Annotated in this window: 12 protein-coding genes and 1 pseudogene; 3 read left to right on the forward strand and 10 right to left on the reverse strand. The window is 64.6% G+C overall.

Annotated elements, in window-relative coordinates:
• Positions 1-224 precede the first annotated feature (224 nt).
• Entirely contained in the window at positions 225-920 is a 696-nt protein-coding gene (locus tag LB568_RS09790; RefSeq protein ID WP_224729990.1) for a DUF1013 domain-containing protein, read from the forward strand.
• A gap of 48 nt (positions 921-968) precedes the next feature.
• Here LB568_RS09790 and LB568_RS09795 read toward each other — a convergent pair whose 3' ends face one another.
• The 4 genes from LB568_RS09795 to LB568_RS09810 form a co-directional block, all read right to left on the reverse strand.
• Complete coding sequence (locus LB568_RS09795; RefSeq protein WP_013892621.1) at positions 969-1,688, reverse strand: helix-turn-helix transcriptional regulator; 720 nt, start codon at positions 1,686-1,688, stop codon at positions 969-971.
• A 168-nt stretch (positions 1,689-1,856) separates the two neighbouring features.
• A complete protein-coding gene (locus LB568_RS09800; RefSeq protein ID WP_013892622.1) occupies positions 1,857-2,264 on the reverse strand; it encodes a hypothetical protein in 408 nt (135 codons plus the stop codon).
• Between the two features lie 66 nt (positions 2,265-2,330).
• On the reverse strand, positions 2,331-2,921 hold the full coding sequence (locus tag LB568_RS09805) for a DJ-1/PfpI family protein (RefSeq protein WP_224729991.1): 591 nt from the start codon (positions 2,919-2,921) through the stop codon (positions 2,331-2,333).
• Positions 2,922-3,062: 141 nt separating this feature from the next.
• Positions 3,063-3,230 (reverse strand): hypothetical protein, encoded by a 168-nt coding sequence (locus LB568_RS09810; RefSeq protein WP_013892624.1) that lies wholly within the window; start codon positions 3,228-3,230, stop codon positions 3,063-3,065.
• A 299-nt stretch (positions 3,231-3,529) separates the two neighbouring features.
• Between LB568_RS09810 and LB568_RS09815 the strand changes: the two genes are divergently transcribed.
• Both LB568_RS09815 and LB568_RS09820 read left to right on the forward strand, forming a co-directional pair.
• Positions 3,530-4,477 (forward strand): ring-cleaving dioxygenase, encoded by a 948-nt coding sequence (locus LB568_RS09815; protein ID WP_224729992.1) that lies wholly within the window; start codon positions 3,530-3,532, stop codon positions 4,475-4,477.
• Between the two features lie 116 nt (positions 4,478-4,593).
• Positions 4,594-4,755: a hypothetical protein gene (locus LB568_RS09820; protein WP_023763718.1), complete on the forward strand. Its 162-nt coding sequence runs from the start codon at positions 4,594-4,596 to the stop codon at positions 4,753-4,755.
• A 32-nt stretch (positions 4,756-4,787) separates the two neighbouring features.
• On the opposite strand, the pseudogene LB568_RS09825 reads toward LB568_RS09820, so the two are convergent.
• The 6 genes and pseudogenes from LB568_RS09825 to gap all read right to left on the reverse strand — a co-directional run bounded on the left by LB568_RS09825 (position 4,788) and on the right by gap (position 12,180).
• Positions 4,788-5,500: pseudogene (locus tag LB568_RS09825) on the reverse strand (SGNH/GDSL hydrolase family protein).
• 59 nt (positions 5,501-5,559) lie between these two features.
• Positions 5,560-6,300 (reverse strand): DUF899 domain-containing protein, encoded by a 741-nt coding sequence (locus LB568_RS09830; protein WP_224729993.1) that lies wholly within the window; start codon positions 6,298-6,300, stop codon positions 5,560-5,562.
• A gap of 161 nt (positions 6,301-6,461) precedes the next feature.
• The gene (locus tag LB568_RS09835) at positions 6,462-7,487 is read right to left on the reverse strand and encodes a class I fructose-bisphosphate aldolase (protein ID WP_224729994.1); all 1,026 of its coding nucleotides are present in this window, start codon (positions 7,485-7,487) and stop codon (positions 6,462-6,464) included.
• A 148-nt stretch (positions 7,488-7,635) separates the two neighbouring features.
• Positions 7,636-8,832, reverse strand: a complete 1,197-nt coding sequence (locus LB568_RS09840) for a phosphoglycerate kinase (protein WP_224729995.1) — start codon at positions 8,830-8,832, stop codon at positions 7,636-7,638.
• Positions 8,833-8,990: 158 nt separating this feature from the next.
• A complete protein-coding gene (locus LB568_RS09845) occupies positions 8,991-10,871 on the reverse strand; it encodes a potassium/proton antiporter (protein ID WP_140573334.1) in 1,881 nt (626 codons plus the stop codon).
• Between the two features lie 298 nt (positions 10,872-11,169).
• The gene (gap, locus tag LB568_RS09850) at positions 11,170-12,180 is read right to left on the reverse strand and encodes a type I glyceraldehyde-3-phosphate dehydrogenase (RefSeq protein WP_224729996.1); all 1,011 of its coding nucleotides are present in this window, start codon (positions 12,178-12,180) and stop codon (positions 11,170-11,172) included.
• Positions 12,181-12,271 lie beyond the last annotated feature (91 nt).

Consider the following 12,271-nt stretch of genomic DNA (forward strand, 5'->3'; position numbering starts at 1 on the left):
CGTGGTGGCGCCAAGACCGAAACGCGCCAGCAGAGCCAGCCGGTGGCGCTGCTCAAGGGCGCCGAGCCGTTCCGTTAGCCTCCAGTTCGCGGTTTCCGGCGAGTGTATCCAAAAACGTTGCGAAACAGGCAGGGAACGGTTATACAGGCCGCGAATTTCCCATTTTGGTGGCTCTAAACCACCGCCCGCGCGGGAACGCGGGCGAACGAGAAGGATTTTTAAAAATGGCCAATACGCTGCTGATGCCCAAGGCGACCGCCGTCTGGCTGGTCGACAACACCGCGCTCTCCTTCGAGCAGATCGCGCAGTTCTGTGGGCTGCATCCGCTCGAGGTCAAGGCAATCGCCGATGGCGAATCGGCGCAAGGCATCAAGGGCATGGACCCGATCATGACCGGCCAGCTGACCCGCGACGAGATCGCGCGCGCCGAGAAGGATGCCAACCATCGGCTGAAGCTTTCGGACCCCAAGGTTCGCGTGCCCGAATCCAAGCGCAAAGGCCCGCGCTATACGCCGCTGTCGAAGCGCCAGGATCGGCCGAATGCCATCCTATGGCTGGTGCGCAACCACCCCGAACTCAAGGACGCGCAGATTTCGCGCCTCGTCGGCACCACCAAGTCGACGATCGAGCAGATCCGCGAACGCAAGCACTGGAACTCCGCCAACCTGCAGCCGATGGACCCGGTGACGCTGGGCCTTGCCTCGCAGATCGACCTCGACATGGAAGTCAACCGCGCTTCGCGTGGCCGCGAACAGGCGCAGCCGGTCGGCGACACGCTGCTGCCGGCGGCCCTGACCGAGCGGCTGGTGCCGGCCCCGGAGAAGCCGAAGGACGAGGACGCCGAACTCGACGCCAACGCCGTGTTCGCCAAGCTCTCGGCACTGAAGTCGAAGGACGAGCATTCCGACGACGAGGAATGAGCGCCCGCAACGTGACGACAGAAAGCCCGCTTCGAGCGGGCTTTTTTGTCAGTTTCGCGCCGCGCGATCCGGCGCCATGCCGTAGTCCTCGCTGCGTTCCACCGCGCGGTAGAAGTCGGCGAGCTGCTTGCCGCGCTCCGGCTTGAAGATGCGGCCGGCGATGACCACCGAGGCAATGCGGTCGATGCGGAAGGCGCGGAAGTCGTCGCGCATCTCGCACCAGGCGACCAGCGTCCACACCTTGCCCCAGAACCACAGGCCGAGCGGCCGGATGTCGCGCGCGGTGCCGCGCCCTGCCTCGTCCGAATAGTCGATGGTCAGCACCTGGCGCTTTTCCACCGCGCGCTCGATCAGGTCGATCGCCTCGCGGGCGGCGTCGCTGACCACCCACATCGGCGTGTGGATCTCGGTGCGGGCAATGCGGTCCTTCTCGGCATCGGGAAGCACGGCGCCGATCTTGACCAGCGCCTCGTCGGCGGCACGCGCCATGGCGGCGCCGCCGAAGGCGCGCACCATGCGCGCACCGGCAACCAGCGCCACGATCTCGTCACGCGTGAACATCAGCGGCGGAAGGTCGAAACCCTCCCTCATCATGTAGCCAACGCCAGCCTCGCCGTCGATCGGCACCCCGGTCGACTGCAGGTCGGCTATGTCGCGATAAATCGTTCGCTCGGAAACCTCGAGCCACGTGCCGAGCTTCTGGGCGGTGACCAGACGGCCACCACGCAGATGCTGCACGATCTGAAAGAGCCTGTCGGCGCGGCGCATCGTTTGCTTCCCCAGTGTTTTTCCTAGAGCGGTTCACCGTTTCATGGAAACGGCGACCTGCTCCAACTCTTTGTCTTGATGCAATTCCGGACGGAAAACCGTTCCACACCGGAATTGCTCCATGCATGCAGTGGCTCCTGGACCGGATCCACTTCCAAATGACATGCATTAAGGTTTCAGCCCTTCGCGCTTGCGCTGCGCGGCAACGAACTCCGCGCCAAAGGACAGTTTTTTCGTTGTCGGCGTCTTCGCATCGAGCACACGCCAGAACGGGGCGATGTCGCTCAGCGTCATGCCGCGTTCGAGGTCCTCCCTGGCGGCTTCGGCAACGGTGCGCAGATGATAGCCTATGGTGACCGGGCATGTCACTTCGGCGCCATGTTCGACGGCAAGCGCGGTGCGCAATGCGCGCACGTCCATCTCGACGCCTTGGGGAATGGAACGGATGAAATCGTCGACCTGCCGCGCCGTCGGCACCAGCATCGGCTGGCCTTCGACGACGTCTCCCATCGTGCGCGGCGTTGGTTTCACACCATTTATGCCCGGCGTGTTCAGCCTGTCGTTCCAGCTTTTCATCGATCGTCCTCTCGGCCGGCCATGCGCATTATCCCACCATTGCACGCAGCTCCTGACAGCATACTGTCAGGAGGCTTCAGCATACTCCCTGGCGAACAGCCCCCGCATCTGTGCGAGATCGCCGCCTTTTTCTGGGTAGAGCGTCTGCAAAAAGGCAAGGGCGAAGGTGCCGGGCGCCGAACCCGGCGCGGACACGACCCTGCCGTCGGCCACGGCATGCGTGACGTCCTGGTAGTTGATGTCGCCGGCATAACCGGCTTCGTGGCGGTTGATCCAGTCGCGGCCATTGCTGGTATGCTTGGCCTTCTCGAACAGGCCGGCCCGGGCCAGCGCAAGCGTCCCGGCGCAGATGCCGCCGACGACACCGTCGCGGGACGCGACGGCCGTAAGCAGTCCTGCGACATCCGGCGGTGCCTTGCCCGCCCACTGATCGGAACCGATCACGGCGACGGCATCGAGATCTGCATTCTCATCGACGCCCGCCGAGCGGTCGGGCGTAAGCCGAAAGCCACTGATTCCGGTCACCGGCTTGCCTTCAGGCGTCAGCGAGACGGCGCGGGCGCCGAACCATTCCACCGCCGATGCCGCCAGCAAGCCATATTCCCAGTCGGCGAAGCCTTCGATGAACAGAAAGCCGATTGTCTTCCGATCAGGCATAAGCTCGCTCCATCCCTTTAGCGCCGGACTTTGTTTTCATGCATGTCGCAGCCTCAAAACCGAGCCACTTTCGGGCAAACGTGCATTGATATCTGGGCATCGACGCGCCCATGTCCAACACGCTGTCTCGAAAATCTTGTCTCAATTGCCGCGATGGCGACGGTCGGCATACATGTCCGGCCAGCCGATATCCTTGCGGATGTCCGCCGGCAGCGAATTCATGAAGCGCTGGGTGCGGATTTCGTTGCGCATGGTCCGCACCTTGCCGACATAGTGCTGCACGCCGCGAAGAATGGTAAACCCGTTCATGGCTATTCTCCTCTCTCTGACTGGAGGCAGTATCGCATACCCCTCCTGACAGCAGTCTGTCAGGAGGATGGCAGGGCGCACGACAATAGCGCGCACGGGCGCGGCTCGTCGGAGAGCGATCCTTGGACCACGGCCTCCGACCAGCTTACGGACAGTCGATTGTTCACTGAGTAGGAGCAAATCAGTCTGCCATTGTTCAATCAGCGGCGACGGACTGTCGGAGTGCAAGGCCTTCAGCGTCATGGCTGCCGTTCCGATATGGAAGGAGAAAATTCCCCCAAAAAACAGGGAGACCCCCCATGAGCCTGCAACTGACAGGGATCCACCATCTCACCGCCATCACGGCCAACGCGCCCGGCAATCTTCACTTCTACACGAAGGTGCTGGGGTTGCGGCTGGTCAAGAAGACGGTGAACCAAGACGACACCTCGGCCTACCACCTTTTTTACGCCGACGGCGAGGCTACGCCGGGCACCGACCTCACCTTCTTCGACTGGCCGGTCGGGAGCGAGCGGCGCGGGACGCACAGCATCGTGCGGACCAGCCTCAGGGTCGGCAGCCGGGAAAGCCTTGCCTGGTGGAAACAGCGCCTGACCGACGAGACGATCGCGACAGGAGAGATCGCCGAGATTGGCGGCTATGCCAGCCTGGATTTCGAAGACCCCGAGGGTCAGCGCCTGCGGCTGGTCAGCGATGGCGGCAAGGGCGACAGCCATCCCTGGGCGCAAAGTCCGGTTCCGGCCGAGCACCAGATCCGCGGGCTCGGGCCGATCGTCATCAGTGTCCCCGACGTCACCAACACCGAGGCGGTGGTGACTGGGGTCATGAATATGCGCAAGGCGCGGGAGTATGCGTCGCCGGAAGGCCAGGTTCACGTCTTTGAAATGGGCGAGGGTGGGCCGGCGGCGGAGCTGCATGTCCTGGTGCAGCCAGGTGTCGCGCCGGCAAGGCAAGGTGCCGGTGCGGTCCATCACGTTGCGTTCAGGGCGCCGGACCAGGAGACGCTGCATCAGTGGACGGCGCGCCTGGCCGAATTCCGCCTGCCGTCGAGCGGCGAGGTCGAGCGCTATTACTTCCGCTCGCTCTATTTCCGAGAGCCGAACGGCATCCTGTTCGAGATCGCCACCGATGGGCCGGGCTTCACCGCCGATGAGCCGCTGGAGACGCTGGGCGAAAGCCTGGCCCTGCCGCCATTCCTCGAAGCAAGGCGCGCTTCGATCGAGGCTGGGCTGAAGCCGCTGAAATAGGCCGCTGCGTGCTCAAGGCGGGGGGGGGGTCCCGGTTCGGGATCGCGGCGCCGGTTCTTTCCCGGAGACCGGACGATCCGCTTTGACAGCCAGCCACGTTGCTGGTCAAAGGCGGCATGACGAAATTCCTCGCCCTTGTCATTATAGGCTTCATGGTCATCCAGCTGATCAAGCCGCTCGGCTGGCCCGGGCTCAAGCGACGGGCTGATTTCTGGAAGCTGGCGCTGCTCGCCATGGCCGCGATCTCGCTGGCCGCCGTGCTCGGGCATTTGACATAGGGCGGCCAAGACAGAGCCTACCCGGTTGGCGTTCAGCCGGCGATCACTGGGCCGACAGGATGCTCGGCCCAAGCCCGGTAGCCGGCCTCCGAGGCGTGGAAGCCATCCGAGGCAAAGCCGGCCTCGGGATCGGTGATCGGCAGGCGAGGTGCGGGCACCGCGCCGCGCTCCAGGCACAGGCGCTCGCCCATTCGGTTCATCTCCGTGGCGCGGACTTCCAGGATTTTGCCAAGCAGCGACGGCATCGCCGGTGCCCGCGTGAACTCCAACACCGGCGACCACACCACGCGCGCCTCCGGCCATTTGGCGCGCAGGCCGTAGAGCAGCCCGCCGAACTCCTCTTGAAGCGCGGCACCGAGTGGAAGTTCTTGGTGTCGTTGGTGCCGATGGCCAGCACGATGTGCGTCCAAGGATCGGCCGACAGGTTGGGCAGGACAAGGTCGCGGATCTGGCCCGATGTCGCCGAATTGAAGCCGGCGGCGCGCCAGCGGACAGTGCGGCCGGTGCGCTGCGAGATCAGCACGGCGAGCTGCGCGGCAAGCCCGTCCTCGGAATTGCCGATGCCGACCGAGGCGGCGGAGGAGTCACCCAGCACCAGCAGCGAGATCGCAGGTGCTTCGCCTGATATTTCATGCATGACCGGCCCCTGCGCCGGCAGCATGCGGGTGGTGCGACGGCGCACGCCCAAGCCCTGCCAGACATAGGCGGGGTAGGCGAGCCAGGTGAGAAGGGCCGGGAAGCGCATGGCGATACCGTGAAATGATCAGGAAGGCTTAGCGCATGTTCGGGCCGAGGTGAACGCCTTCAGTCGCAGCAGTTGGACTTGCCGGCCTGGTCGTCCTGATATTCGTCATGCAGCCGCACCCAGTCCATCAGGCCGTGATAGGGACCGTTCTCGTTGCGGCCCTTCGGCGTCATGTCGAGATAGTCGTAAGCGCCGATCTGCGCCTCGCCGCCGCGGGCGCGCGACGTGAAAGTGAGGAAGATGTCGCCGTTCTCGTCCTTGTAGAAAACACTGGTGCCGGGGAGTTCCTTCGAGGTGCGGGGACGGGTCTCGAAATTGTAGGTGGTTTCACCGGCGGCGATCTGCCTGTCGGTGAAAGAGACCTGCATGTCGAAGTTGAAATCCGACGCATAGGACGACACCCAGTCGAACTTCCAACCCATGCGCTGCTTGTAGGGCACAAGCTCGGCCAGCGGCGCGCGCGAGATCACGACCAGCGACACGTCGTGGTGCTTGAGGTGCTGATTGGCGCCGTCGATATGATCGGCAAGGAAGGAGCAGCCCTCGCAATGATGGGAGCAGCCCGGCCCGAACATGAAGTGGTAGACGATCAGCTGGCTGTTGGCACCAAACAGGTCGGCCAGTTTCTTCGGTCCTTGCCCGGTCTCGAAAACATAGTCCTTCCTGATCTTCAGCCACGGCAGCTCGCGCCGCTCGGCCGCGAGGCGCTCGCGCAGCCGCGTCAGTTCCTTCTCGCGTGCCAGATGCGCCTTGTGCGCCTGGAACCAGTCTTCGCGTGAAACGACCTTGTTGCGATGCATGTATCTCTCCCTGTCTGCATCCCAAGGACGTTCGGGACGAGCGAAAACCGACATCGCCGCAGAGGAGATAAGGACGGAGACGCGCCGTCCCAAGCCCGGCATGCCACAAACGAAACCCGGGCGCGGCGGCCCGGGTTTGAAGGAAGACGAAAAAGATGTGGTCAGGCGGCCTGTTCGAGGCTCGCTTTCCATTTACCCAGCGCCGCAAGGTGGTTCATGTGGGCGCGGTGGGTGAAGGCGGCCTGGCCGGCGGCGACGTTCGATGCCTTGCCGCTCCAGGCCTTCTGCGGGGCGGCCTGCAGCGCGCGGCCGTAGGAGAAGGTCAGCTTCCACGGGTGCGGACCGATGGCGTTGATCGCGCTGAGGTTTGCGGTCGCCTCCTCGTCCTCCTGGCCGCCGGAAAGGAAGGCGATGCCCGGCACCGCCGCGGGCACCGTCTGGCGGAACAGTTTTATGGTCTTCTCGGCGACTTCCTCAGGGCTGTCCACCGTGCCTGACTTCTTGCCCGACAGGACCATGTTGGGCTTCAGGATGGTGCCTTCGAGCACGACGCGGGCTGCATGCAGTTCGTCATAGAGCTTGATCAGCGTCGCCTTCGATATCTCGTAGCAGGTGTCGATGTCGTGGGCGCCGTCCATCAGCACTTCCGGCTCGACGATCGGCACGATGCCGGCTTCCTGGCAAAGCGCTGCATAGCGGGCGAGCGCATGGGTGTTCGCAGCGATCGAATTGGCCGAGGGCACGCCCTTGCCGGTATCGATGTCGATCACCGCGCGCCATTTGGCAAAGCGCGCGCCGAGCTTGTAATAGTCGGCAAGCCGCTCGCGCAGGCCATCGAGGCCCTCGGTGACGGTGTCGCCGGGAAAGCCGGCCAGCGGCTTGGCGCCCGCATCGACCTTGATGCCGGGAATGGCGCCCGAAGCCTTGATGATGTCGACCAGCGGCGTGCCGTCGGCGGCCTTCTGGCGGATGGTCTCGTCGTAGAGGATGACGCCGGAAATATACTTGGTCATCGCGTCCTTGGCTCGAAACATCATCTCGCGGTAGTCGCGACGGCTATCGGCGGTCGATTCGACGCCGATGACGTCGAAACGCTTCTTGATCGTGCCCGAGCTTTCATCGGCGGCCAGCAGGCCCTTGCCGCCCGCCACCATCGCGGCGGCAATGTCTTCGAGACGTTCGCTCATCGTGCTTCCTCCTGAAAGGGGTTCTTCCGCGCTTAACGGAAGTCTACCGCCAAAGGAATGGCATCGGAAAGCTCGAATCGATTGAAAGTCCCGGGCGCCTCTCCGGCTCTCGCCGAGTTGATCGGATTGCCCGTTTTTCCTGGAATGCCTACCGCTTCAGCACGTCGACGCCGGGCAGCGGCTTGCCTTCCATCCATTCCAGGAACGCGCCGCCGGCGGTCGAGACATAGGTGAAGTCGTCGGCGACACCGGCGTGGTTGAGCGCTGCCACCGTATCGCCGCCGCCGGCAACGGAGACCAGCTTGCCGGCCTTGGTGCGCGCCGCGGCATGCTTGGCCGCGGCCACCGTGGCGTGATCGAAGGGCGCGATCTCGAAGGCGCCGAGCGGGCCGTTCCAGACCAGCGTCGCGGCGCGGTCGATCCATTCGCCGACGGCCGTCACGGTCTTTTCGCCGACATCGAGGATCATGCCGTCGGCCGGCACCTCCGAGATGGCGACGGTTTCGCAGGCCGCGCCCGCCTTGAATTCCTTGGCGACGACGCCGTCGACCGGCAGGATGATGGCGCAGCCGGCCTCGGCCGCCTCGATCATGATCTGCTTGGCGGTCGCGGCCAAATCATGCTCGCACAACGACTTGCCGACATTGGTGCCGCGCGCGGCGAGGAAGGTGTTGGCCATGCCGCCACCGATGACCAGCGCGTCGACCTTCTTCACCAGGTTCATCAACAGGTCGATCTTGGTCGAGACCTTGGCGCCGCCGACGATGGCGACGACCGGACGGACCGGGTTGCCCAGGCCCTTCTCCAGCGCTTCGAGCTCGGCCTGCATGGTGCGGCCGGCGAAGGCCGGCAACAGGTGTGCCAGCCCCTCCGTCGAGGAGTGGGCGCGGTGCGCCGCCGAAAAGGCGTCGTTGACGAAGATGTCGCCATTGGCGGCGAGCCGCTCGGTGAAGGCCGGATCGTTCTTCTCCTCGGCCTTGTAGAAGCGGGTGTTTTCGAGCAGCAGCACGTCCCCCTTGTTCATGGCGGCGACCGCGGTTCCCGCCGTGTCGCCGACGCAGTCCGAGGCAAAGCCGACGGGACGGCCGAGCACCCCTGCCGTCGCTTTCGCGATCGGCTCCAGCGAGAATTCGGGAGAGGGGCCATCCTTGGGGCGACCAAAATGGGCGAGCAGGATGACCTTGGCGCCCTTGCCTGTGAGCTCGGCGATGGTCGGCGCGATGCGCTCGATGCGGGTGGCGTCGGTGACCTTGCCGTCAGCGACGGGAACGTTGAGGTCGACGCGCACCAGCACGCGCTTGCCGCTGATGTTGCCGATGTCGTCCAGTGTCCTGAAGGCAGCCATGCCGATCCCTTTCCTCGAAAAATCGCCGGGACCATACCCCGCATCGGCTACGATGCAAGGCTTGGGCTGGGTTCGGGACGAAATTTTGAGGCGGGCGGGCACACAGTCCGTGAAGACAGCGCCGACGTAGATGAGGGAGACGCAAACGAGCGCCGCAGTCAGCTTCCCGTCGCTGCCTTTTCGACCGGCGGCTCAGGGGCGTCGTCTGTCTTTGCCGCCACCTGCGGTACCACCGGTCTGCGCCAATCGCGGATGAAGGCGGCGAGGCGGTCGACGATCTCGCCGGCACTGAGGAAGACCGGCACTCGCGCCACCGGCGCGGTGGGCTCGAAGGAGAGGCCCAGCCCGGTGATCCTGCCCTTATCATCGACATCCCTGACGATCAGCTCGATCGGACCGATCAGCACACGGTCGGCATATTCGGCATGGCCGCCGAGCCGCGCGGTGACCAGCGCGCCGACGGTCTGCTTCTGCTCCGCTTCGCTCAGGCCTGGCGCATAAGCGGCTTCCAGTTCGGCGGCCGAGCGTGCCGGGTCGACGGCGAAGGCGCCGAAGAAATCGGCGTCCTCGGGATCGACGACGGCGCGGCTGGCAAACAGCTTGTCGAGCAGGCGCGGATAGCGGTCCGGCACGAAGATGTAGACTTGGTCGCCGGCGGCGAGCCGGCCCATGTCCTGGAAGCGCATCGAGCGGCCGTCGCGCAGCACCAGCGAGGGCCGCGCCCAGCGCGGAATGCGCTCGCCGCGTGCCACCGGGCTGCCGTGTGCGACGCGATAGGCGAGCAGCTCGTGGTGGGCGGAGCCCGGCAATTCCAGCTCGACCTTGTCCAGGGGGCCGAGGCGCGCCGGCACGATGAGGCCAAGGCGACGTGCCAGCGGGCCAACCGTCCAGCCCTGGATGACCAGCGACACAAGCACGATGATGAAGGCGGCATTGAAGATGGTGCGGCCGTTCTCCAGCCCGCCAAGCAGCGGGGTGATGGCCAGCAGGATTGAAACCGCGCCGCGCAGGCCGACCCAGGAGACAAAGGCGACTTCAGGGCGGGGCAAGCGGAACGGGATCAGGCAGAGCCAGACCGCGATCGGCCTGGCGATGAACATCAGGAACAGGCCAAGCGCTATCGCCGGCAGCATGATCGCCGGGAACTGCGAGGGCGTCGCGAACAGGCCGAGGATCAGGAACATGATGATCTGTGCCAGCCACGACATGCCATCCTGGAAGCGCTTGAGGATGGTGACGGCGCGGATGTCGGAATTGCCGGCGATGAGCCCGGCAAGATAGACCGCCAGGAAGCCCGAGCCGCCGATGGCGCCAGCGGCGGCGAAAACCATCAGCGATAGCGTCAGCACGAAGATCGGCAGCAGGCCGTGGTCGAGATTGAGCCGGTCGACGAGGCGCACGATGCCGAGGCCGCCGAGCACGCCGACAACGGCGCCGAGACCCATGTTGACGAGGAAGCCCAGCATCAGGTTGGTGACCAGGACGTTGGTTTCGGGATTGGCGTGGGCGGCGATGATCTCGACCAGCGTGATGGTGAGGAAGATGGCGATCGGATCGTTGGTGCCGGATTCCACCTCAAGCGTGGAGCGCACGCGCTCGCGCAAATTGATCTCGCCGGCGCGCAGCAGGAAGAACACCGCAGCCGCATCGGTGGACGCGACGGCAGCCCCGAGCAGGAAGGATTCCAGCCAGCTGAGGTCGAGCAGATAGTGGGCGGCGGCCCCGAACAGGCCAGTGGTGAGCAGCACGCCGAAGGTCGCCAGCGACAGCGCCGGCCCCGCCGCCTGCCGCAAGGCATTGAGCGGCGTGCCGAAACCGGAATCGAACAGGATGACGGCCAGTGCCAGTGAGCCGGCAAAATAGGCGACGCGGGCATTGTCGAACTCGATGCCGAGGCCGTCGGTTCCGGTGGCGAGCCCGATGCAGAGAAACAGAAGCAGGAGGGGGGCGCCGAAGCGGAAGGCGATCAGGCTCGAAAACGCGGCGGCGACGACAAGCGCTGTGCCGACCAGCGTGACGAGATAGATCGCATGCTCCATCCGTGATTTGCCCCTCGAAATCCTGACGCATGACCCCGAAATCGGGATCGATTTCGGAAAGAGTCATGCGCCAAGTCAAAGTGTTACAGCGTCCTTTGCGCGTCCGAGGACGCGCGGCGCTGTAGTGCTTTCCCGATTCAACGGAGAGTGGGGCGAAGGCATGGCCAGTGCAAGGCGGGAGGGTGGTTTTTTGGCCGAAGCCGCTGATTTTCGGGCGACTAGCCGTTGCGGCTCCGGCAAATGAAAAACGCCCGGGCGAAGCCGGGCGTTTCAGGGTCTTGCGAAGACGGACCTTCGATCAGGCGATGGTCTTGCCGAAGGCGACCGCGGTGTCGCCCATGCGGTTGGAGAAACCCCATTCATTGTCGTACCAGGACAGCACCGAAACGAAGTTGCCGTCCATCACCTTGGTCTGGTCGAGCGCCATGATCGAGGAACGCGGATCGTGGTTGAAGTCGATCGAGACATTCGGGTGATGGGTGACGCCGAGAATGCCCTTGAGCTTGCCGTTGGAGGCGGCGATCACCGCTTCGTTGATTTCCTGCACCGTGGTTGCGCGCTTGGCGATGAACTTGAAGTCGACGACCGAGACGTTCGGGGTCGGCACGCGGATCGAGATGCCGTCGAGCTTGCCCTTGAGGTCGGGCAGCACGAGGCCGATCGCCTTGGCGGCACCGGTCGAGGTCGGGATCTGCGACAGCGCGGCGGCGCGGGCGCGGTAGAGGTCCTTGTGCATGGTGTCCAGCGTCGGCTGGTCGCCGGTGTAGGAATGGATCGTCGTCATCATGCCCTTTTCGATGCCGACCGTCTCGTGCAGCACGGCGGCCAGCGGCGCCAGGCAGTTGGTGGTGCAGGACGCGTTCGAGATGACGATGTGGTCCTTGGTCAGCTTGTCGTGGTTGATGCCGTAGACGACGGTGAGATCAGCGCCGTCGGCGGGTGCGGACACCAGCACGCGCTTGGCGCCGGCGGTGAGGTGCGCGGCGGCCTTGTCACGGGCGGTGAAGATGCCGGTACATTCGAGGGCGATGTCGACACCGAGTTCCTTCCAGGGCAGCTGCGTCGGATCCTTGATCGCGGTGACCTTGAATTTTTCCTTGCCGACGGTGATCTGGTCGCCATCGACGCTCACCTCGTGCGGGAAGCGGCCGTGCACGCTGTCGTAGCGCAGCAGGTGCGCGTTGGTCTCGACCGGCCCGAGATCGTTGACGGCGACGACGTCGATGTCCCTGCGGCCGGATTCATGGATGGCGCGCAGGATGTTGCGGCCGATGCGGCCGAATCCGTTGATGGCAACTCTGACGGTCATGTTTCTCTCCCTGGGAGCTGGAAGGTAATTTGGTCCGCAGCTTCATAGCGGCGGACGGCCGAAGAATCCAGCCATCCAAGGCATGGATTTA

Source organism: Mesorhizobium sp. B263B2A (genome assembly GCF_020165775.1).
In the GTDB taxonomy this organism is placed as follows: domain Bacteria; phylum Pseudomonadota; class Alphaproteobacteria; order Rhizobiales; family Rhizobiaceae; genus Mesorhizobium; species Mesorhizobium opportunistum.